Origin of the sequence: Pseudomonas sp. WC1, assembly GCF_050586565.1 — a bacterium.
Classification (GTDB): Bacteria; Pseudomonadota; Gammaproteobacteria; order Pseudomonadales; family Pseudomonadaceae; genus Aquipseudomonas.
Genome location: NZ_JBOBDQ010000010.1, coordinates 47,417 through 67,532, shown reverse-complemented (window position 1 = coordinate 67,532; position 20,116 = coordinate 47,417). Strand labels below are relative to the sequence as shown.

Below are 20,116 nucleotides of genomic sequence, written 5' to 3'. Positions count from 1 at the left end.
TCGGCGGCTTCGTTTGAGTGGGTCAGGACTCAGGGTCGTCGGGGTGCTTGGCCAACTGGTCAATCAGGCGCCGCACCTGGTGCCGCTCGCGTTCAGCCATCTGGCGAAAACAACCGATCAACCGGCGTTCGTTCTCGCTCAGACCAACCCACTGAAACTCGACCTGGTCGACGCAATCCTGCTCAGCTACTGCCAAATTCAACATTTGCTAACTCCTTGATATGCAAAGTGAATCAGGAGTTAACAGGGCTACAGTTGGGCTTTACACGGGGACATGACGAATGGCTAAAAGCTCACTGGCTAGCATCGTCGAACATGGCTTTCAGGAAGCGGCGCAGGGCCCGCTGGTCCTGCTCGGGGATAGCGCGATATTGCTCCAGGAGTACGGACTCCTCGCTGGGCAATCCGGCGGCCAAGGTGCGCGAAGCCGTCACTATGTAGGTAGTGTCCACACCGAAGGCCTCTAGTGCAGCCAAGTACTTCAAGTCCATGGAGCTCGACCCGGTACCCAGCTCGTACTTCTTCTGCGTTCCGCGGCTTACACCAACGCGAATACCGAACTCCTCCTGCGATAGCCCCAAACGCTCACGCTCTTCCCTGAGCCTATTGCCCACTCCGTCAGCGATTAGCATTTTTTTGACCACAACACCTTGACTTGAACATTTTTCTGACCAAGAATCACCACAGACGAACACAAACAAACAGGAACAAACACTATGCCCGCGCCAGTTACGCCTGAGCAAGCCCGCGCTTCGCTTGATCGAAAGGGGATGAGCATTGCCAAGTTCAGTAGGATTCATGGTTTGAACAAAAATTTGGTCAGCGGCCTGCTGGCAGGCCGCATCAAGGGACTTCGGGGGGAGGCACACCGTGCAGCGGTACTACTCGGTATCAAAGACGGCGTGATTGAAGACTAAGGCCAGTGGCCACCAGGGAAAATCAGAACATGAATCGTTCACTTCTCAAGACCCGGAAAGACGTGATGAAGGAGATCATCCGCGCCTACCCAGGCGGTCGCGTCCAGGCAGCTGCTCACCTCGGCCTGAAACTTAAGCAGTTCGACAACTACGCCTACGAGAACGGGCACTCCCGCCCTCTCCATGACGTCCAGATCCGCCAGCTGGAGGCCAAACTCGGCACCACCCACCTGCCGGACTACATCGCCTCGCTCTACGGTGGAATCTTCGTGCATGTCGCTGACGTCGATGCGCTGGACAACCTCGAGCTTTACGCCATGTCGATGAACACCTCCGCGAAGCGCGGCGCTGTTGATCTGGAGATCGCCAAGGCCCTAGCGGATGGATCGATTTCCCAAGCCGAAGCCGACGAGATCCTGCGAGCCCACGAAGCCCACATGTCGGCCCGCCACACCGAGGTCCTGTCGGCCATCGCGCTGCACCGCGCCCGTGCGGGGGCTGCAGCATGAACATCCAGCCGACCGACTACCAGGACGTGCTCCAGTGGTCCGCCCGCCACTACCTGCAACGCCACCAGGCCGAACACCTGAGCGGCGACAACCAGCTGTTCACGCGCGCCGTTTGCCACCTGGTGGCAGACCACAACGTTTCCGACCCAACGGCTGAAAAGGCCGTGTACCTGGCCATGACTGACCTTGGCCTTGGCGCAGCTGATCGCTCGCCACCCCGCGCAGCGCGCACCTAACCCCTACACATCGCCCCACCCCGCTTTCCGTGGGTTTGGGTGAGTTGCGTCCGAAGTCGAGGTTTTCATGGAGAACAAGGTGGTAATCACAGCGGAAATGAGCCCCGAACAGGCCAACGCCCTGCTGGCTTCCCTCAAATCGGACTACAGCGCCGCCCTGAACGAGCACTGGTACGCCGACACGTACCGCTACGTCCCGGCGGAAGACCGGCACACCGCAATCGTCCAGAAAAATCCCGCCATGGGCGCACAACGCCGGCTGATCGGCGCGCTGACCTACAGCCTCAAAACTGCGAAGTAATCCTGATGATGAACGAAGATATCCTCTCCCAAGTTCTGCAGCGGCTCGAAAGCGATTTCGGGCTCAAGCATCGCGTTGGAACAGACTACATGCGGGGCGGCACTTGCCCTGCCTGCAGCAAGAAAGAGCTGTACGCACGCTATGACCGCCCCTGGCAGATCCGCTGTGGTCGCCCCGAGCGCTGCGGCCACATCGAGCACGTCAAGGACCTGTACGAAGACCTGTTCGAGGACTGGAGCAAGCGTGCCCCGGCCACCGAGAGCGACCCGAACGCCACCGTTCGCTCGTACCTGGAGTTCGCCCGTGGGCTGGACAGCTGGAAGATGACCGGCTGGTTCACCCAGGAAAGCTACGTCAATCAGGAAACAGGCGAGTCCAGCGCCACGATCCGCTTCCCCCTGCCCAACGACGGCTGGTGGGAACGCCTGATCGACCGCCCTGCGCGCTTCGGCAAGATGAAGGCGCGGTTCAAGTTCAAGTACAGCGCCCAAGGGCAGTGGTGGTGCCCTCCCAGCCTCGATCTCAGCAAGGTCAGCGAACTGTGGATCGTGGAAGGCATCTTCGACGCCGTGGCTCTGCTGCAGAACGGCATCGATGCAGTCTCGGCCATGTCCAGCGTGAACTTTCCCATTGAGGCCTTGAAGCAGCTGGCCGAGCAGCGCCGTGGCGACCTGCCCACCCTGGTCTGGGCCCTGGACAACGAGCCGACCGCCCGCGGCTACCTGCAGCGCTGGGCGAAACAGGCCACCGAACTGGGCTTCGAGTGCAAGGCTGCACTGATCCCCCAGCGAGACCGCAAGGTCGATTGGAACGATCTGCACCAGCGCTGGCAGTTCGAAGACGAGGGCCACGCCCGCAACCACAAGCGCAAGCGTGACCTGGACGCCGCACGCCACGAGGGTGACCTGCTGCTGGCCAGTTCAGCCCGGGAGAAGGCCCTGCTGATGTACATGTGGGACGAGGGGTTCACCGAGTTCGCCTTTGAATACGGCAACCAGACCTATTGGGCCAAGTTCGACCTGTCCAAGCTCGAGGATGAGCAAAAGAAGAAGCTGGCAGCCAGCCAGGACCAGGACGACGACGAGGAGCGCCAGGATGTGCTCAAGACCCTCTGCTCGTTGAAGCTGCTGGCCAACTGCAGTTTCCAGGCGCTTTACAAGCAGGTGAGCGACGTCACGAACGAGGCCTGGTTCTACTTCCAAGTAACCGGCACCCGGGACGACAACGGCGCGAACTACACCTTCACGCCCAAGCAGATCGCCTCGAGCAGCGAGTTCAAGACCCGCCTGATGTACTCCGGCGCCACCTGGCTCGGCACTCAGAAGCACCTGGACCAGATCATCCTGCGGCAGACCGAAGGCCTCAAGACCGTCGAGACGATCGACTTCCTGGGCTACAGCCGCGAGCACCAAGCCTACATCTTCAACGACATCGCCATTCACAACGGCGCCATCTACAAGGCCAACGACGAAGACTACTTCGAGTTCGGCAAGCACAAGGTCAAGTGCCTCATGAAATCCGTGAAGATCAAGAACGCCTTGGACGCCAAGGGCTACAGCGAAGCCTGGTTGAAAAACCTGTGGACCTGCTTCGGTGAGAACGGCGTGCTCGCCCTGACGTACTGGTTTGGCTCCCTGTTCGCCGAGCAGATCCGCGCCGAACACGAGAGCTTCCCGTTCCTAGAAATGTCGGGTGAGCCGGATTCGGGCAAGACCACGCTGATCAAGTTCCTGTGGAAGCTGTTCGGTCGGCTGTACGAGGGCTTCGACCCCGCCAAAAGCTCGTTCTCCGGCTTGAGCCGCGCTATGGGCCAGGTGGCCAACCTTCCGCTGGTACTGCTCGAGGCCGACCGCAACACCAACGAAGACAACGCCAAGGCCTTCGAGTGGGACCAGTTCAAAGACTTCTACGGTGGCGGCACCCTGCGTACCCGGGGCGTGAAATCGAACAGCAACGACACCTATGAGCCGCCGTTCCGCTCCTCGATCGTGATCGCGCAGAACGCCATCGTCACGGGCCACGAGGCCATCATCAGCCGGATCTTCCGCCTGCCGTTCCTCAAGCCGACGATCACTGACGACAGCCGCCGGGCCGCTGACGCGATCGTCCAGACCGAGCTTGAAGACGTCAGCCACTTCATGGTCAAGGCCATGCGCGCCGAACAGCAGGTGCTTAAGCGCTTCGCTGAGCTGTACCCCAAGTACCGTGCAGAGCTGTGGGCCAGCCGCAAGCTGACCTCCGATCGGGTCATCAAGAACCACGCCATGATGCTGGCCCTGGTGGACTGCCTGCAGCTGGTGATCAACGTGCCGGACCACATGGTTCAGGCCTGCCGCAAGTACGTGGTCAAAGCCGCCAGCGAGCGCCAGGCCGCGATCACCACTGACCCGAAAGAGGTGAACGAGTTCTGGCAGGTTTACGACTTCCTGGAATCGCTGCCCGAGGCCCCGCTGGTCAACCACAGCAAGAAACCCGGCGAAATCGCCATCAACCTCAACCAGTTTCAGCAGGTGGCCACCGAGTACCGCCAGCGGATCCCCGAGCTGGGCACCCTGCGCCGTCTGCTCAAGGACTGCCGCACCCACCAGTGCCTGGCTGACCAGAAGCGGGTCGAGAGCGCCATTCGGGCCCGCCAGCAGCTCGCAGCGCCCACCGCCAGCATTCCGCCGACCGTTCGCTGCTTCATCTTCCGGGAGTAACCGCGATGGACGTGCAAGTTATCACCAGCCCACGACCAGGTACGGCAGCAGATCGCCGGCTGCCGATCGTCCAGGCCGACGCCTACGCCGTAGAAGGCCTGCTGGACATCTTGGAAGTGCGTGCTGGCCGTGGTGAGCGGGAGATTCTGGTGTTGGCCTGTTCGCCGGCTCAGGTCCAAGCGGTTCTGGAATGGAGCTGCCTTCACGACGACGGCGAGCTGCAGGGTTTGGAGATTTACCTAGTACGGCGTGGAAGCGCCGACAGGTGAAAGGCCGGCGTAGGCCGGTAGAAAAACGGCGCCGAGGAGATTGCAGCTCCTCGACGCCAAACCACCACAGAGGAACGATCTATGAACCATAACCAACGCAGCGGCACCGCAGATCCTACCACAGCTGGGCCGTCTCACAGCCCGCGCCTGCTGGCCATTGGCGTTGTCGGCGCCGCCCTGATCGACCACCAGGTGCACCGCACCGCCGACAGCCGTGCCCGCCTTGAGGGCGCCGCCGACATGGCCCGCCGCCTGGGCGTGCTCGACGGCGCAGAAGCCCAGCTCGTTGCCAACCTGATCGCCCGCTACGGCAGGAGGCCCGAATGAACGCCACCTTCTACCCGAGGAGGGTCCGCTGTGACGGCTGCGCAAAGCGCGACGCTGACTGCACAGGCCTCCCCTTCGACTCAATGCCGGTTCACCGGCGCGACGGCGCCGACATCGTTGTGATCTGCACCGAGTTTCGCCAGACCAACCACTGCGCGTCCCACCGCGACAAGCGCGAACCACTCCGTAGGAAGCATGCGAAATGACCAACATCAAACGCTACAAGGTAAAGGACACCTGGAAGGGCTACGAGGTGACGCTCGAGGTCGACCTAAAACGCCTGACAACAGAGCGCGCTCAGCAGATCAACAGCTTCTGGACTGGTGCTGATGACCGCCTTGAGGAACAGGACGGGGACCTGGTGCAAACCGTCATCCGAATGGCCGGCCACGAAGTGATGTGCGAAATGCTCGTAGATCGAGGTGCCGACTTCGGCGACGGAGAGAAGTGGTACTGCCAGCAGACCAGCAAAAAATTGCACAACGGCGAGGGCTGGGGCGGCGAGAGCGAGGTGGACGACTTCGGTTGGTGCGGGATCCGGGTTGTGGGGGCTTATGTCCAAGTGCCCGATTTCAATGACGTTGCAGTGTCGGAGGTGAGCCCGTGACGACTCAGAAGACCGACGACCTGGTTATCACCGTCCGCCTCAGCGCCGGCGCTTACACAGCCCGGGCGCGTGGCGAGAAGGCCACCGCCAGCAGCTCGATCAGCGCCGAAACCGCAGCCCGTGCTCTGGCCAACAAGCTTGGCCTTGAGGTGGCCCAGCCGGATCTATTCGCCGCGAGCCGCAGCAGCACCGACCCCCATGTCCAATACACCATCCAGCGCAACAGCTGAGGGAACACCATCATGACCTCTGTTCAGTGGAAAACTCTGCCGACCAAAGCGAACCAGGCCATGGAGCGCGCCGGAGCCGATGCGGCCCGGGAATACCTCGAACGCACCGGCTGTAACAGCCTGTTCGCCATCTACGAAGCAATGACTGCAGCAGCTCCAGAAGCACCAGCGGCTCAGCAACCTGGCGAGGCTATTGCGTGGCTCGTTGGCTCAGCCATCTGGTGGAGCAAAGCCGCTGCAGAACGCGACTCCAGCGAGACCGGCGAGCCAGTGATACCGCTGTGCCCCTGCGCAAGCCCGACGTAACAACACTAGAAAATCTGCTCACAACTTCTAATAACGACCCCGCCGGTGTTGAACCACAATGCCGGCGGGTGCTTTTGCGAGACACAACATGGGGCATGCAACCACCGACGTTCTCAGCTTCGAGGACCTGCAACGGATCACCGGCTACCAGCGCCGATCGGACGTAGAGCGAAACCTGGTCGAACAGGGTATTCGCATGTTCCGGGGCAAAACCGGCCCCTGGACTACCATTGATTTGATCAACCGTGCCGCCGGCGTAGGGCCAGGCCACCCGGAGCGATACGACGCTGACATCCTATGAAGAAGGCCCGCAAGCGGAAGCACAATCCGCACATCCCCAGCCACATCGACCAAGCCGCGCTCCCCGCGGCTATTTACTTTGACCACCGTGGAAACGGGATCTGGTACACCTCGTACCGTGATGAAGAAGGCAAGCAGCGCCGGCACAACGTTGCACCGGCCGACGCAACGCTGGCCGAGCTGCACCGCATCATGGACGAAGCCAGCAACCCAGCCCGGGACACCCTGAATTACTTGTGCCAGCAGTACCACGAGAGCCCTAAGTTCAAGGGGCTCTCCTCCCGCACCCAAGACGACTACACGTACTGCCGTGAGGTGCTGACCAACCAGAACACCAGAATGGGTAAGCCGCTTGGCGAACTCGCCGTTCGCGGTTTCTCCCCCGCCCTGGTGCAGCGCCTGGTGGACAAGATCGCCGGCGAGGGCACCCCATCGAAAGCAGCCCACGTGCTCAGGTACCTGCGCCTGGTGCTGCAGTGGGGCCGCAACCGTGGCATAGGAAACCTGGACAGCAATCCCGCTCAGGGCGTCGAAGCGCCAACCGAGCGAAAGCAGCGCCGCCTTCCTGCAGCTGACGTAATGGACGCCTTGATCGATCGGGCAAAGGCACTGGGCAGGCTGCACCGTAATGAGCCTGGCAGTTGCCCCTCATACCTCAGCACCGTGATGGAGCTGGCATATTTGTGCCGGCTTCGCGGCATTGAGGTCGTGACCCTCACTGATGCCAACGAACTCGAAGAAGGTGTACTGACGAACCGCCGGAAGGGCAGCCGCGACAATATCGTCCGCTGGACGCCGCGTTTGCGCGCCGTGTGGGACGAGGCGAAGGCCCAGCGCGCCGCGATCTGGGCTCAGCGCAACATCCCTGTCCACCTTCACCCTGGACGACGTCCTCTCATCGTAAGCAGCCACGGCACGGCACTGAGCAAGTCAGGCCTGGACACGGCCTGGCAGCGCTTCATGGCCAAGGCGATCGCGGCCGGTGTTCTCCTTGAGGAGCAGCGCTACGGCCTGCACGACCTCAAACGCCGTGGCATCACCGACACACCAGGTACGCGGGCCGACAAGCAACAGGCCAGCGGGCACCGCAACGAGTCAATGCTGGACATCTACGACCTTGGCCTACCCCTGGTGAATCCCTCCGATACTCCCCCTCTCCCCCATGCGTAACAAGCGCACGCACTGCCCTGAAAACATAGGGTTTTCGGGTGGCCGTACGTAACAAGGATGCGACCTAAGCCCTTGATTTTATTGTTGTGCGTAGGTGCCTTGTAATCAGTAGGTCCCGGGTTCGATTCCTGGTGCCGGCACCATTCAAGGTTCCATAGAAAGCTTTTAAAATCTCTGGAACCCCCGAAAAACCCGCCTTCTGGCGGTTTTTTTCGTTTTGGCGTTCCGTCGGATTCCGAGGGTAGCCAGCGCTAATAAGGGTAGTTTTAAGGATAGAGGTCCGTTTCGATATCGGAGACTACCCTTATGGCCCGCACCACTGCCCCCCTTACAGACACCGCCTGTCGCACGGCAAAGCCCAGAGAGCGCGAGTACAAGCTCTTCGACGGCGACGGTCTTTACCTGCTTGTGCAACCCAACGGCCGCAAAGGCTGGCGGCTCAGGTACGTGAAACCCGATGGCCGCGAAGGCCTGACTGCCCTCGGCAGTTATCCGGTGGTTGGCCTGGGCGACGCCCGCCGCAAGCGCTTCGAGATCAAGCAGCAGCTCGCCAATGGCATAGACCCCATCCAGTACAAGCAACAAACCAAGACCCAAGCCGTGATCAACGGCCGCACCTTCGAAAGCGTTGCGCTCGACTGGTATGCGAGCATGGTGCCGAAGTGGGCGCCCGGCCACGCCAAGACGGTGCTCAGCCGATTGAAGACCCATGTGTTCCCTTTAATCGGTGCCAGAGCAATCGTTGAGCTGGACACCCACGACCTCATGCAGCCACTGGAAGCCGTGACGAAGCGCGGCACCATCGACGTGGCGCTCAGGATCAAGAACTACCTGCAAAGCATCATGCGTGAAGCCAAACGGCTACGACTGATCACGGCGAACCCGGCTCACGACCTCGATGGCTCGATCAAGACACCACGGGTCACTCACCGACCCACACTACCCCTATCGCGACTCCCAGAGCTATTGGCATGCATCGAGGACTACAGAGGCCGCCCGCTCACGCGCCTCACGGTGATGCTGTCGTTGCATGTATTCGTACGCTCCAGCGAACTGCGCTTCGCCCGTTGGAATGAGTTCGACCTCAAGCGCGGAATCTGGGAGATCCCCGACACCCGCCCGGCGCTGGACGGAGTGCCCTTTTCCACAAGGGGTACGAAGATGGCCGGGGACATTCACGTTGTACCCTTATCGCTGCAAGCCGTGGACTTGCTCGAGCAGATCCACGCGATCACCGGCAAGTTCGAGCTGGTGTTCGCGGGGGATGCCAAGCCGTGGAAACCGATGTCCGAGAACACGGTGAATGCCGCGCTCAGGACGATGGGCTACGACACCAAGGTGGATATCTGCGGCCACGGGTTCCGAGCCATGGCGTGCAGTGCGCTGGTCGAGTCCGGGCTGTGGTCAGAGACGGCCATCGAGCGACAGATGAGCCACAAGGAACGCAACAACGTGCGCGCCGCCTATACCCACAAGGCCGAGTTCCTCGAAGAGCGCCGGATGATCATGACCTGGTGGAGCCGGTTTCTGGAGGCGAACCGCGAGGACCATGTGACGCCGCATGAGTTTGCCAAGCAAACGGGCGAGAACGTCACGCGCCTTCGCAGTGCCAAGAGGACCGAGTAACCCGCCGCACCACCGCATCAAACTCGCTGTGAAGTTACCCACAGCACCGCATGAAGCTCCTCCGCGCGGGCCCTTTCAAACGGGGCTGCAAAGCCGCCCCGTTTGGAAGGACCATACCTAAGAAAAAACTGCTGGCACAGAGTACGTTTGTGGAAAACCACCGATGTCCACCGGGGGATAGTTTTATCCACAGGCGCTAAATCCCTGAAATCGCTTTGCTTGACGAATATTGTCCACAGGAGTAGACCGGGAGTTGCAAGCGCTGTCGATGAAAGCACCCAGGTGACCCGAACCTACAAGGTCACGCCGCTCCCACGGTGGTTCTCCCCAAGGGCGATTAGCATTCGGCAGCTCGCCCAGGCACTACCCATGTGAGGGATGCTCTTAAACATATAGCGTTCGTGCGCCAGATACACCGTACCTCGCTGCCCTGCAGCAACCTATCCGCTTGGCCGAATATTGCGCCAACCTGTGCCCGTCTCTTTCTTCTGGAAAGAGACGGGCGCTCCTACCGCTGCTGCAGCCCTCATCGCACATGGCTTTGCGGCAATTCCCCTCGTGACAATCGGCGTGACAAACGCCGATGTCACCAGCAACAGCCATGTAGATGATGGTGCCGCAGACCAGGGAATGGACTGCACCTGACTGACAGTCAGGCATGCCCCAGTCATCGCATTGCTGCTTGCACCTGGCTCAGGATCTCGCGGCACTGGTCTCGTCAGCCAATGCAGCCTCCACCCGCCCACCGGTAACGGTGCTCAGGAGGCCAGATCATGAGATGCCCTTGCTCCCGGACGTAAGGAGCCGCCAGTCCCACGTTAGAGGACATCCCCACAGGTCGCAGGGGCCTTGATCCCTGATAACACTCAGCATTCTTGGCGGGATGACGTGGGGCGAAGACTGGAGAGCGAGGATGAGGTGACCGATATGACACTGGAGGGTAACGTGATGGCCGTAATTTTGGCTACGTCTGGAAAGTGGATAAGGCAGGACGCGCACGCGCTGAACTCATAGCATAGCGCCAGCCCGGCAGCGGGCATTAATGCAATAATTACCTGAAATTTGTGGTGAAACCTTGCGGACTTTGCGACGCCCCCGTATGCCCCGTGTCAGCACTAATGACTAAGCAAATTCACGCCCCCTAGGGGAAAGGATTGAAAATTCTGGTAGGTCTAATCCGCACAAACACAGAGACGACCTGCCGAAAACACTTGTGACTTTGATTAGTACCGCATTTTTCTCGCTGTTGACTAGAGAGGCTTGTCAAAATCAAGTATCTACCACGTGCACTTGTACGCTCAGTGAGGTATAAATGCCAAGATGGCAAACCGCCACCAGCCGTAGACTGCTCCGGGAAAAGTCACTGCACTCGACTAAAAAATATACTTGAAGCCATTCTTATTAACTGGGAAAAATATGCTACCAAATCTAGATATTGTTATTGACACACAAGATTACGAAGTAGATATGAAGGCAGGACTAGAGACACTTCAAGGAGCTTCCGAGGCAACTCTGAGCATTGTAGAAACTCTTGTTACCGGAAAAGTTTCTCAAAGGCATCGAGGGGCACGCAGTGTAAGAACAATATTAAAGAAAACTTTTAAAGGGTCTTACGGACAGATTTTTTCAGTTGAGATCTCTGACGAAGAATTACTCAAAGAATACAAAAAAATTGGAAACCCTATATTTATCGAGCTAATGTCCTACTTCATGAAAGAGTCTCTTTACCTTGAGTCTCCCGAGCTTTCTACAAAAGCTCAAAAAATTGTCGATAATTTAGGTGGCACTGCTGAAGCTCTAATAAAAAAGCTGCGCATCTCATCCATGGAAAACATCCATAAAGTATCAACAACCTTTGATCACGATGTAAAAATCAGATACAGAAAGAGCTTGAATGAAAAGCTGGTGATTGCCAACTTTAACAAAACCACGGTTTTGGCTCTACAGGCTAAGGAATCCGAAAAAACCACGGACATTGTCGCAAGCATTACCAGATTAAATATTAACACTGGGAATGGAAGACTTCTCCTGAAAGGCGCAGAAGAAACAGTCGCATTTGGGTTTGGAATTGAATACAAAGAGGTGAGGCTTGAAGCCAAGAAGAAATTCTCCGAAAACCTTGACTACAACAACGGAATCGATAGTGATAAATGGAAGTTCTTGAAAGTCATTGCCAGGCCCATTATGCTTCGAGACGGAAAAATCGTCAAATATATAGTTACGGGCTTTTACAATGATTAACAGATATGCAACAGCGGCGGCGCTATTACTTCTTGGCGTTATCGCTTCATATGTATTTCATTTTTACTTTGAACTGAAATACGGCATATCAAATGACCCAGCCGTTTGGGGGCAGCTCGGTGACTATTTCGGCGGTCTGCTGAACCCCATGCTAAGTTTTATCTCGCTTGTGCTCCTCATAAAATCACTAACCTTACAAAATCAAGCAAACCAAGACCTTAGACATGAGATAAGCGAAACGAGAAAGTCTGAAAAACTACGTTCATTTGAAGTACAACTGTTCAACATGATTGACTCTCAGCGCGCCTCACTGAGCACATTTAAATTAGAATTCGAGGAAGGAGGTACGACAATAACAAAATATGGCGCCGAAGCGATAATCATGTTAGAAGATGCAATCGAAACATTACGAAACGAATCTGGAAACTCCAATGACGCCACAGTATACCTTGAGGAGATAGACAGCACCGATCAAATATTCGGAGCAACAAGAGTATTCTACAACATGGTAAAAATGATTTCCGAAAAACTAAACAATACTAACGGCTTTTCCCCAGAAGATAGAGCCGCACACTATTTAACTCTAATTAACTTTACAGATTTTTCTTTGCTACGACTCGTGATGATGAGTGCGCAGTTCCTGGAGTACCCCTCTACCGAATACTTAAAATCCAACGCTGAATTTAATGCCGTGCTAAAAGAAACCGGCTTAGACTATGAGCTTTACTGAAGAATAAGCACACACGATTTAACACAAATAAAACCAACACCAGATAGAACCATGACTATATTCTGCCCTAACCCCAGGCATAGCTTCGAACTGAGAGCCTTTTATAAATTAAGACACTCTTGAGTTAATGCCCGTTTTCACAGACCTGAAGCAAGAAGAATTGCTTATAAATTGGAAGGATAACTTAAATGGTCGAAAAATTTAATTACCAGTCAGATAATTACGATAGGAATGCACAGCGCCATGTGATCCCAATATATATAAAGGACAGCTTGGGGAATTATGAATTTTCGTCTACAGGCACTCTAGCCAAGTACAATCAACACCATTATATTTTGTTTGCTGCACATGCTTTGTCTGGGAGCGTATCAATTGATCGCCTTTATACACTCATGACAAATGGTTCGTTCTACAAGCTTTGCGAAAGCGCTATCGGCCACAAGATATTCGAACAAGAAGACATTGCTATAATCGACCATTTCAATGTCGCTTTTGAGGGAAAAAACTATTTCAACCTTAACCTCAGCAGCTTAAATGGTTTTGATAAAAACAAGTTTGCCTGGATCGGCTTCCCAGCGAGCAAATCTAAGTCGAAAAAAATTCACAAATCAAAATCCTCAGAGTCTTTGGCCTCGCAATACATTGTAGATGGAGGCGACGGTCTTTATTTTACAAGTGGGAAGTATTTTTCTATCTGTTCAAAAATAATTACCAATAACAATGCAGAAATTACTGGAAAATACGTCCGCGAAAACAGCAGCTTAAAATATGCTGGCCCTGTTAGCATGGCTCCCCATCCGGCAGGAATGAGCGGTGGCGCCATGTATTTTTTTGCTAAAGATCAGAAAATGAAAAGCACCATTGATGATACCTTTAGATTTGCAGGCATAGGTATAGAATACAGGAAAGACAACAAAATAGTCGGCGTTCCGAGGGTAAAGATAATTGACCTTCTGCAGCAGTTTGACAAAGAGAGTCCTTTAAAGTTTGAGCTCATCGACAGCTAAAATACGAAAGAAGCAGTCGAGCAACAGCTTAGTCGCCACACCACCCCTCTGAATCCGGCAGGAAATTAGAGGGATGGGATGCTGGAGCACTCAATGCTATAGCTAAATAGATTCAGCATAGCTGGCAAAAATTACTTTTCATCAAAAACCAAAATTTAGCTGCTCTTAGTTAGGCTAGTTGCAATATCAGTGACCACATAAATACGACTAACAATTAATGCCTCCGTCACCCTGAATATTTCTAGAGACCAAGAGCGGACATGTGCATAAGGGTACCTTTAGAGGTAGCCAATCCGCCATAAATCTAAATAGTCAAAAAAAACATATGTTTATGTAATTTTTCGACTCCTGGTGCCGCACCATCCTCAAAAGCCTCGACGAATGTCGGGGCTTTTTCGTTTCCGCTCCTGCGACACATTGTCCACCCTCTCCACTTCTTGTTTTCGCTCAATAAACCCTACTTTCAAAGCGGCTATTCCTGTGCCCGACGACTTTCGTCGACTTAAGGAGAAGTCCCATGAACGAGCAAGAAGGCGTGTCCCTGACCCGGCGTGGCATGCTGGCCGGCACTGTGTTGCTGGGCGTCGGTGCCTCGGCGCTTGGCAGTGGCCTGGCCCAGGCCGCTACCGCTTCACCCGCCGCCGGCCCGGTGCCTGACCTGGCGAAACTGGAGCGGGTGAGCGTCGAACTGGTGGCGCCGCCGCAGGTGCACCCTCACAGCCAGCGCGCTCCCGGCAAGCCGCGCATTGTCGAGTTCCGCATGGTCATCGAGGAGAAGGAACTGGCTGTCGACAGCGCCGGTGCCTATATCCACGCCATGACCTTCAACGGCTCGGTGCCCGGCCCGCTGATGGTGGTGCACGAAGGCGACTACGTGGAGCTGACGCTGGTCAACCCGGCCAGCAACAGCATGATGCACAACATCGACTTCCACGCCTCCACCGGCGCCCTCGGCGGCGGTGAGCTGACCCATGTGAAGCCTGGCGAGCAGGTGGTGCTGCGCTTCAAGGCCGACCGTGCCGGGGTGTTCGTGTATCACTGTGCGCCAGGCGGGGCGATGATTCCCTGGCATGTGGTGTGTGGCATGAACGGCGCGATCATGGTGCTGCCCCGTGACGGCCTGAAAGACCCCGAAGGCCGCCCGTTGCAGTACGACAAGGCCTGGTACATCGGCGAGCAGGACTACTACATCCCCCGTGACAAGGACGGCAAGTACAAGCGCTACGCCAACCCCATGGCCAGCTTCGGCGACATGAGCCAGCTGATGAAGGGGCTGGTGCCCAGCCATGTGGTGTTCAACGGCAGCGTCGGTGCCCTGACCGGCAAGCAGGCGCTTACCGCCAAAGTGGGCGAGACCGTGCTGATCGTTCATTCCCAGGCCAACCGTGATACTCGCCCGCACCTGATCGGCGGCCACGGCGACTACGTCTGGGCCTCGGGCAAGTTCGCCAACCCGCCGCAGCGCAACCTGGAGACCTGGTTCATCCCCGGCGGCGCGGCGGGGGCGGCGTTGTACACCTTCCGCCAGCCCGGCCTGTACACCTATCTCAACCACAACCTGATCGAGGCGGTGATGCTCGGCGCCGCCGCGCATGTGCAGGTGGAGGGGCAGTGGAATGACGACTTGATGAAGCAGGTGCAGGCGCCCGGGCCGATCCGCTAGCGGTATTGATCCGGATCAAGCCCCTTGGCCATGCGCGGCATAGCCTGAGCGCAGGCATCCACTTCATGGAGGGAGACCATGGCCAAGCGATTTCCCACGAACCCCAGCCATCCCGAACGGATCTGCTGGGGCTGCGACCTGTACTGCCCGGCCAAGGCGCTGGCCTGCGGCAATGGCGCGGACCGGACCATGCACCCGGTGGAGTTGTTCGGCGAGGATTGGGAACAGCTCGATGATCATCTGGATGCGGCCATGGCCACTTCGCATGCCGCGCCCGGACAGGAAATGCCGCTCAACCAAAAGTCTGAATGAACGGCGCCGCGCTCGCCTTGATGGCGGCAACCACCTTGGGTGCCTGATCGCAAAGCGCGGACTCCCTGGCCAGTGTTCGCTCCAATGCTTCAAGCTGATTGCGAATGACTTCAGCCGGGTTGCTCACGTCGCAAAGCGGTGCGAAGTCCAGCAAGCCTTGCCGCGACGCAAACAAGGATTTGTTGCCGGATAGCGAAAGCGCCAGCACGTCTTCCGGTATGTAAGCCGTGGTATTGACGATGTCGTACGCCGGAGCCAGGCGCGCATCGCCTCGAAGAGGATCGGTGTACAACAACCCGAAATTTTTCAGATGGGCATCACCATTTCCGACGATACAGCTGAGCGCAACCATCTCGAACAGTTGCCGCAGCGATAGCCGAAGATGCTCAGGCGCGCAGAACAGGCGGATCGCCTTGGCAATGGCAGCGTAGCTCTTGCTGTACTTCTGTTCGGCGCCAAGCCCCATCAAGGCAGCCATGTCTTCGAAACCAAGTGGATTGTTCTGCTCGTCACGATCGAAGCGGCGCATGACGAACAGCTTGCCGTTGTCGGACAAGAAGAATTGAGGCACTGGCAGGCCAGAGGTTTGCGCAACCGACATGCACAGGAATTCGTTGATCGCCAAGCCCGGGAACTCGTCGCGCCCGCTCTTGATGATCAGCTCGGCTGTTTTCGAGGTAAAGCGCTGTGACAACGGGTCCAGTTGCTCCGGAACCAGGACCTTCGGCTGCACACCAGAAATGCCTGCGCGCAGAATGTAGCGATCCACCAGATCGGCGAAGATATCCTCTCCCCCATCCCATGAAAGAATGTTCGCCAGCTTCTCTCCCGGAAACGTCTGCCGCCGCAGCAATGTGTCCACTACCTGCGAACTGACATGCACACGCCCGATCGGCGAACTGCTGCCGGACAACGCCAGGAGAAGCATGGGATCGACCTGAACGATCTTCGCCAGGCGGTTGCGCAATTGCTCGAGCACATACCCTTCGGGCAAGTTCATCTGGAACACCGGATGCAGCTCGCGATACCTGTATTCCTCGGTTCGGACCGGCATCAACAGGCTGATCGCCGCATCAGCAACGGTGTGCGGGCCATAGCGGAAGAGGTAGTCGCCTGAACTGGTCAGCAATGCTCCACTGTCACCCTCGGGTGTCGCGACTATCAGCGGCGTCATTCGAACATCCCCTCGATTTCGTCAAGCGTCGGCATCACCGCCGCTATGACCTGCAGTTCGCAGCCGAGCGCCGCCAATGCACGTGCATATGCCCCGATGGCCACTGACAGGCTACCTTTCTCCATGGCAATGATCTTTTGCCGGGTGATACCGGCCAAGGTTGCGAGCGCCTGCTGGGTCAATCCCCGGTTAAGCCTTCGCGTGCGAACCTGCGCGCCCAGGCGCTCAACGATCAATGAGTGGTCCATGTTCTTTATACGTGACAAATTTAGATGAATGTAACGTATAAGGAACATGATCAAAAATCAACCAGCATCAACGGTGTAAAAAGCTGTTCTAGAACGCCGTGCTCACCGTCACCGCCAGGTTGCGCGGGTCGCCATAGATTGCCCCGGCATAGAACCCGTAACGGGTGTAGTAGTGCTTGTCGAACAGGTTGTTGGCGTTGAGGCTGACGCTGGTGTCGTCGGTCAGCTGGTACTTGGCCATGGCGTTCCAGATCGCATAGCCCGACCAGTTGACGTCGGTGGCGCTGCGGCTGACGCCGTTGCTTGGCTGCCCGGCAGGGGTGGACACCGCGCGGATGTTGCTTTGCGCGGTCACGCCAGCGCCCAGGGTCAGGCGGTCCAGCGGGCCAGACAGGCGATAGGTGGTCGAGGCCTTGAACAGGTGCGAAGGATCGCTGCGCCCGTCGCTGTCCAGGCGGCGGAAGTGCAGGTAGGTGTAGCCGGCATAGACGTTCCAGTTCGGGGTCAGGGCGCCGGCGACTTCCAGGTCGATACCGTCGGTTTCCTGGCCGGAACCGGCCTTGTAGGCAGTGGCGCCGGTCGGCGTCAGCAGGTCGCCGTCCATCACCGCCTTGTTTTCCTGCCTGGTGCGGAAGTAGGCCGCGGACGCGTTCAGGCGGCCATCGAACCATTCACCCTTGATCCCGGTTTCGTAGCTCTGGCCACGGATCGGCTCGACCTTGGTGCCGCTGGCGCTCTCTTCGCTCTGCGGATTGAAGATGTCGGTGTAGCTGGCGTACAGCGAGTAGTTGTCGTCCAGGTCGTACACCGCGCCCAGGTAAGGGGTGACGATGCCGTTGTTCTGCTGGTTGCTGCGCGCACCGTTGACGCTGACGGTAGTGGCCGAATAGTCGGTGCTGCGCACACCGAGGATGAGCGACAGGGGGTCGGTGACACTCAGGCGGGTGGCGGCATACATGCCCTGCAGACGGGTGGTGGTCTTGCTGTGCAGGCCGGTTTTCGAGGCCAGCATGGCGTAGTCGTCGTCCACGCCGTCGAGCCAGTTGCCCAGCCCCAGGCCATTGTTCGCCCGGAACTGGCAACCCACGCCGCTGTTCACTGCCTTGCCGTCGCCTACCATGCTGCAGGTGTACTGCGGTGACCAGGCCACGGTGCGGCTGTCGTTGTAGCCGACCATCGCCTGATGGGTGCGCCCGAACAGTTGGAATGGGCCGGACAGGTCGATCTGCGCCGATTGCTGGGTGGTGTCGGTGGAGCTGTGCAGGCCGTTGAGCACAGCGCCGCTGCCGTCCTGGTTCCAGTAGCCGCCGTAGACACCGCGACCGGACGAGTTGACCTTGGCCAGGCCACGGTGGTTGAGCGCCTCGCCGCTGCTCTGGGCAACCTTCAGGTCCAGGCTCCAGTCGTTGTCGAAACGGTGCGCCAGCGAGCCGAAGGCGGTGCGGGTGATGTACTCGCCAAAGCTCCAGCTGGGTACCACGTTGGTGCTGCGCGGCAGGTCGGTCTTGCTGCCGTCGCCGTACCAGATCGGGATGTTGGCGCCCCAGCCGCCGCCGACCACTTTGCTGTACTCGTACTGGTAGCCGGCACCCAGGGTGGTGGCATCGTCCAGGTCGAATTCGAAGTTGGCCAGGGCCGCGCGGGAGCGTTCGGACTGGTTGTCGCGGAACGAGCCGGCGTCCTGCTGGGTCATGACCAGACGCGAACGCAGGCGGCCGTCCTCGGACAGCGGCAGGTTCAGGTCGGCACCCAGGCGGCGCTTGTCCCAGCTGCCGTAGGTGGCGTAGGCGCTGCCGCCGAAGGTCCGGGTCGGCGCCTTGCGGATCAGGTTGACGGTGGCCGAGGGGTCGCCGGTGCCACCGAGCAGGCCGTTGGCGCCACGGACGATGTCGATGCGCTCGTACAGGTCCATGTTCAGCGCATTGCCGCCGCCACTGAAGTCCGAACCGCCGGGGAACTGCAAGCCGTCGATCTTCCAGTTGCTGATCGAGTAGCCACGGGCGCGGAAGTCGGTGCGCCCGCCCACTTCCATCTTGCTCATGCTCACGCCCGGCGTGGTGTCCAGGGCCTGCTCGAGGGTGTGGATATCACGGTCTTCCATTTGCTGGCGGGTGATGCTGGTGACCGACTGCGGCGTCTGCCGGGGTGTCAGCTGCAAGCCTGTGGAGCTGCGTGTGTTCTGCACGGTGTAGCCGATCTGGCCGCTGTCGTCGGCCTGTGGCAGCGCACTGCTGTCGATGTTGGTGGCGCCCAGTTCCAGCACCGGACCGTCAGCGAAGGCTGTGCCGCTAAGCCCGAGGGCCACGAAGAAGGCAAGCGGGGAGAGGCGACTGCCGCCTCGGACCCAGGGGGTTGTGTCAGTCATGATGCTCTTGCATACCATTTGGGAAGGCTTCGTATTCGCAGATGATTTTTTGTTACGATTCTAGGCATCTGCCCCTTCGGCTCCATGGACGGGATGTACGGGGATGTAATCGAACGTAATGAGCCTCACGGTTCCCCTTTGCACAGGTACCCCACAACCATGAGCACAACCTTGCTGGTCGTCGACGATGACGACGAGATCCGCGAACTTCTCTGCGATTACCTGACAGACGCCGGCTACCAGGTAATCGCAGCCGCCGATGGAGAGCAAATGCACGCGCAGTTGACCCGGCACAAGGTCGACCTGGTGGTACTCGACCTGATGCTGCCCGGCGAGGACGGCCTGAGCCTGTGCCGGCAGTTGCAGGCGCAGCCGGGCTTGGCGGTGGTGATGCTGTCGGCCAGGGGCAGCACCCTGGACCGCATCATCGGCCTGGAAGTAGGCGCCGATGATTACCTGGCCAAACCCTTCGAGCCGCGCGAACTGGTCGCCCGGATCAAGGCTGTGCTGCGCCGCCCCCAGCGTCTGGAGGCAGAGCCCGAAACGTCGGCCAGCGAGGCACAACTGTTTGCAGGCTTGCGTCTCGATCACGTCAAACGGTTGCTCGTTCACCCGGACGGCCAAGCCTTCAACCTGCCACGCTCCGACTACCGTGTGCTGCGTGAACTGCTGGACGCCAACAACCGCGTGGTCTCGAGGGACTACCTGACACGCAGCGCGTTCGGCCGCGACCATCTGCCCGACGACCGCTCGGTGGACATGTGCATCAGCCGCCTGCGCCAGCAACTGCGCCGGGCGCCAGGCCAAGGCGCGCAGATCCTCACCATCCGCAACGAAGGCTATCTGCTGAGCCTGGCCCGCGAAGCGCTGGGCGCCTGA

General features: G+C 58.2%; 24 protein-coding genes. 19 read left to right on the top strand and 5 right to left on the bottom strand.

Features of this window, described 5'->3' with window-relative positions:
* Positions 1–22 precede the first annotated feature (22 nt).
* The gene (locus tag ACQ4OD_RS07015) at positions 23–205 is read right to left on the bottom strand and encodes a hypothetical protein (protein WP_250164529.1); all 183 of its coding nucleotides are present in this window, start codon (positions 203–205) and stop codon (positions 23–25) included.
* Positions 206–293: 88 nt separating this feature from the next.
* Positions 294–632 carry a helix-turn-helix domain-containing protein gene (locus tag ACQ4OD_RS07010; RefSeq protein WP_430944070.1) on the bottom strand — a complete coding sequence of 113 codons (339 nt, stop codon included), beginning with the start codon at positions 630–632 and terminating at the stop codon, positions 294–296.
* A gap of 84 nt (positions 633–716) precedes the next feature.
* On the opposite strand from ACQ4OD_RS07010, the gene ACQ4OD_RS07005 reads away from it, so the two are divergent.
* The 18 genes from ACQ4OD_RS07005 to ACQ4OD_RS06920 all read left to right on the top strand — a co-directional run bounded on the left by ACQ4OD_RS07005 (position 717) and on the right by ACQ4OD_RS06920 (position 15,450).
* On the top strand, positions 717–917 hold the full coding sequence (locus ACQ4OD_RS07005; RefSeq protein ID WP_430944069.1) for a DNA-binding protein: 201 nt from the start codon (positions 717–719) through the stop codon (positions 915–917).
* 29 nt (positions 918–946) lie between these two features.
* Positions 947–1,426, top strand: coding sequence for a YmfL family putative regulatory protein (locus tag ACQ4OD_RS07000; protein ID WP_430944068.1), 480 nt, complete (start codon positions 947–949; stop codon positions 1,424–1,426).
* Complete coding sequence (locus tag ACQ4OD_RS06995; RefSeq protein WP_430944067.1) at positions 1,423–1,662, top strand: hypothetical protein; 240 nt, start codon at positions 1,423–1,425, stop codon at positions 1,660–1,662. Before ACQ4OD_RS07000 ends, ACQ4OD_RS06995 begins: the two co-directional genes overlap by 4 nt.
* 67 nt (positions 1,663–1,729) lie before the next feature.
* The gene (locus ACQ4OD_RS06990; RefSeq protein ID WP_430944066.1) at positions 1,730–1,963 is read left to right on the top strand and encodes a hypothetical protein; all 234 of its coding nucleotides are present in this window, start codon (positions 1,730–1,732) and stop codon (positions 1,961–1,963) included.
* 8 nt (positions 1,964–1,971) lie between these two features.
* Positions 1,972–4,662: a toprim domain-containing protein gene (locus ACQ4OD_RS06985; protein ID WP_430944104.1), complete on the top strand. Its 2,691-nt coding sequence runs from the start codon at positions 1,972–1,974 to the stop codon at positions 4,660–4,662.
* Between the two features lie 5 nt (positions 4,663–4,667).
* Complete coding sequence (locus tag ACQ4OD_RS06980; protein WP_430944065.1) at positions 4,668–4,931, top strand: hypothetical protein; 264 nt, start codon at positions 4,668–4,670, stop codon at positions 4,929–4,931.
* A gap of 81 nt (positions 4,932–5,012) precedes the next feature.
* A complete protein-coding gene (locus tag ACQ4OD_RS06975; RefSeq protein ID WP_430944064.1) occupies positions 5,013–5,258 on the top strand; it encodes a hypothetical protein in 246 nt (81 codons plus the stop codon).
* 202 nt (positions 5,259–5,460) lie between these two features.
* Positions 5,461–5,865, top strand: coding sequence for a DUF2528 family protein (locus ACQ4OD_RS06970; RefSeq protein ID WP_430944063.1), 405 nt, complete (start codon positions 5,461–5,463; stop codon positions 5,863–5,865).
* Positions 5,862–6,095, top strand: coding sequence for a hypothetical protein (locus ACQ4OD_RS06965; protein ID WP_430944062.1), 234 nt, complete (start codon positions 5,862–5,864; stop codon positions 6,093–6,095). The genes ACQ4OD_RS06970 and ACQ4OD_RS06965 overlap by 4 nt, the downstream gene beginning before the upstream one ends.
* A gap of 12 nt (positions 6,096–6,107) precedes the next feature.
* Entirely contained in the window at positions 6,108–6,401 is a 294-nt protein-coding gene (locus ACQ4OD_RS06960; protein ID WP_250164521.1) for a hypothetical protein, read from the top strand.
* A gap of 88 nt (positions 6,402–6,489) precedes the next feature.
* Positions 6,490–6,702, top strand: coding sequence for a DUF4224 domain-containing protein (locus ACQ4OD_RS06955; protein WP_430944061.1), 213 nt, complete (start codon positions 6,490–6,492; stop codon positions 6,700–6,702).
* On the top strand, positions 6,699–7,871 hold the full coding sequence (locus ACQ4OD_RS06950) for a site-specific integrase (protein WP_430944060.1): 1,173 nt from the start codon (positions 6,699–6,701) through the stop codon (positions 7,869–7,871). The genes ACQ4OD_RS06955 and ACQ4OD_RS06950 overlap by 4 nt, the downstream gene beginning before the upstream one ends.
* A 306-nt stretch (positions 7,872–8,177) precedes the next feature.
* Positions 8,178–9,497 (top strand): tyrosine-type recombinase/integrase, encoded by a 1,320-nt coding sequence (locus ACQ4OD_RS06945; protein ID WP_430944059.1) that lies wholly within the window; start codon positions 8,178–8,180, stop codon positions 9,495–9,497.
* A 1,386-nt stretch (positions 9,498–10,883) separates the two neighbouring features.
* The gene (locus ACQ4OD_RS06940) at positions 10,884–11,738 is read left to right on the top strand and encodes a hypothetical protein (RefSeq protein ID WP_430944058.1); all 855 of its coding nucleotides are present in this window, start codon (positions 10,884–10,886) and stop codon (positions 11,736–11,738) included.
* Complete coding sequence (locus tag ACQ4OD_RS06935) at positions 11,731–12,468, top strand: hypothetical protein (protein WP_430944057.1); 738 nt, start codon at positions 11,731–11,733, stop codon at positions 12,466–12,468. The genes ACQ4OD_RS06940 and ACQ4OD_RS06935 overlap by 8 nt, the downstream gene beginning before the upstream one ends.
* A 188-nt stretch (positions 12,469–12,656) precedes the next feature.
* Positions 12,657–13,475, top strand: a complete 819-nt coding sequence (locus ACQ4OD_RS06930; protein WP_430944056.1) for a hypothetical protein — start codon at positions 12,657–12,659, stop codon at positions 13,473–13,475.
* Between the two features lie 517 nt (positions 13,476–13,992).
* Entirely contained in the window at positions 13,993–15,138 is a 1,146-nt protein-coding gene (nirK, locus tag ACQ4OD_RS06925) for a copper-containing nitrite reductase (protein ID WP_267302582.1), read from the top strand.
* Positions 15,139–15,216: 78 nt separating this feature from the next.
* Complete coding sequence (locus ACQ4OD_RS06920) at positions 15,217–15,450, top strand: DUF3079 domain-containing protein (protein WP_430944055.1); 234 nt, start codon at positions 15,217–15,219, stop codon at positions 15,448–15,450.
* On the opposite strand, the gene ACQ4OD_RS06915 is transcribed toward ACQ4OD_RS06920, so the two are convergent.
* From ACQ4OD_RS06915 to ACQ4OD_RS06905, 3 genes are all read right to left on the bottom strand, one after another.
* A complete protein-coding gene (locus ACQ4OD_RS06915; RefSeq protein WP_430944054.1) occupies positions 15,431–16,624 on the bottom strand; it encodes a type II toxin-antitoxin system HipA family toxin in 1,194 nt (397 codons plus the stop codon). The two genes, ACQ4OD_RS06920 and ACQ4OD_RS06915, sit on opposite strands and share 20 nt — an antisense overlap.
* Positions 16,621–16,872: a helix-turn-helix domain-containing protein gene (locus tag ACQ4OD_RS06910; RefSeq protein ID WP_094010985.1), complete on the bottom strand. Its 252-nt coding sequence runs from the start codon at positions 16,870–16,872 to the stop codon at positions 16,621–16,623. The genes ACQ4OD_RS06915 and ACQ4OD_RS06910 overlap by 4 nt, the downstream gene beginning before the upstream one ends.
* 88 nt (positions 16,873–16,960) lie before the next feature.
* Entirely contained in the window at positions 16,961–19,237 is a 2,277-nt protein-coding gene (locus tag ACQ4OD_RS06905; RefSeq protein ID WP_430944053.1) for a TonB-dependent siderophore receptor, read from the bottom strand.
* 159 nt (positions 19,238–19,396) lie between these two features.
* Between ACQ4OD_RS06905 and ACQ4OD_RS06900 the strand changes: the two genes are divergently transcribed.
* Complete coding sequence (locus tag ACQ4OD_RS06900; protein ID WP_430944052.1) at positions 19,397–20,116, top strand: response regulator; 720 nt, start codon at positions 19,397–19,399, stop codon at positions 20,114–20,116.

Excerpts from the sequence above, each read along its gene's own strand:
- ACQ4OD_RS06900 (WP_430944052.1), top strand. The coding sequence starts at position 19,397 with ATGAGCACAACCTTGCTGGTCGTCGACGATGACGACGAGATCCGCGAA.
- ACQ4OD_RS06935 (WP_430944057.1), top strand. The coding sequence starts at position 11,731 with ATGATTAACAGATATGCAACAGCGGCGGCGCTATTACTTCTTGGCGTT.
- ACQ4OD_RS06920 (WP_430944055.1), top strand. The coding sequence starts at position 15,217 with ATGGCCAAGCGATTTCCCACGAACCCCAGCCATCCCGAACGGATCTGC.
- ACQ4OD_RS06910 (WP_094010985.1), bottom strand. The coding sequence starts at position 16,872 with ATGGACCACTCATTGATCGTTGAGCGCCTGGGCGCGCAGGTTCGCACG.
- ACQ4OD_RS06945 (WP_430944059.1), top strand. The coding sequence starts at position 8,178 with ATGGCCCGCACCACTGCCCCCCTTACAGACACCGCCTGTCGCACGGCA.
- ACQ4OD_RS07005 (WP_430944069.1), top strand. The coding sequence starts at position 717 with ATGCCCGCGCCAGTTACGCCTGAGCAAGCCCGCGCTTCGCTTGATCGA.
- nirK (WP_267302582.1), top strand. The coding sequence starts at position 13,993 with ATGAACGAGCAAGAAGGCGTGTCCCTGACCCGGCGTGGCATGCTGGCC.
- ACQ4OD_RS07000 (WP_430944068.1), top strand. The coding sequence starts at position 947 with ATGAATCGTTCACTTCTCAAGACCCGGAAAGACGTGATGAAGGAGATC.
- ACQ4OD_RS06985 (WP_430944104.1), top strand. The coding sequence starts at position 1,972 with ATGAACGAAGATATCCTCTCCCAAGTTCTGCAGCGGCTCGAAAGCGAT.
- ACQ4OD_RS06995 (WP_430944067.1), top strand. The coding sequence starts at position 1,423 with ATGAACATCCAGCCGACCGACTACCAGGACGTGCTCCAGTGGTCCGCC.
- ACQ4OD_RS06960 (WP_250164521.1), top strand. The coding sequence starts at position 6,108 with ATGACCTCTGTTCAGTGGAAAACTCTGCCGACCAAAGCGAACCAGGCC.
- ACQ4OD_RS06950 (WP_430944060.1), top strand. The coding sequence starts at position 6,699 with ATGAAGAAGGCCCGCAAGCGGAAGCACAATCCGCACATCCCCAGCCAC.
- ACQ4OD_RS06990 (WP_430944066.1), top strand. The coding sequence starts at position 1,730 with ATGGAGAACAAGGTGGTAATCACAGCGGAAATGAGCCCCGAACAGGCC.
- ACQ4OD_RS06905 (WP_430944053.1), bottom strand. The coding sequence starts at position 19,237 with ATGACTGACACAACCCCCTGGGTCCGAGGCGGCAGTCGCCTCTCCCCG.
- ACQ4OD_RS06975 (WP_430944064.1), top strand. The coding sequence starts at position 5,013 with ATGAACCATAACCAACGCAGCGGCACCGCAGATCCTACCACAGCTGGG.
- ACQ4OD_RS06915 (WP_430944054.1), bottom strand. The coding sequence starts at position 16,624 with ATGACGCCGCTGATAGTCGCGACACCCGAGGGTGACAGTGGAGCATTG.
- ACQ4OD_RS07015 (WP_250164529.1), bottom strand. The coding sequence starts at position 205 with ATGTTGAATTTGGCAGTAGCTGAGCAGGATTGCGTCGACCAGGTCGAG.
- ACQ4OD_RS06955 (WP_430944061.1), top strand. The coding sequence starts at position 6,490 with ATGGGGCATGCAACCACCGACGTTCTCAGCTTCGAGGACCTGCAACGG.
- ACQ4OD_RS06970 (WP_430944063.1), top strand. The coding sequence starts at position 5,461 with ATGACCAACATCAAACGCTACAAGGTAAAGGACACCTGGAAGGGCTAC.
- ACQ4OD_RS06930 (WP_430944056.1), top strand. The coding sequence starts at position 12,657 with ATGGTCGAAAAATTTAATTACCAGTCAGATAATTACGATAGGAATGCA.
- ACQ4OD_RS07010 (WP_430944070.1), bottom strand. The coding sequence starts at position 632 with ATGCTAATCGCTGACGGAGTGGGCAATAGGCTCAGGGAAGAGCGTGAG.
- ACQ4OD_RS06980 (WP_430944065.1), top strand. The coding sequence starts at position 4,668 with ATGGACGTGCAAGTTATCACCAGCCCACGACCAGGTACGGCAGCAGAT.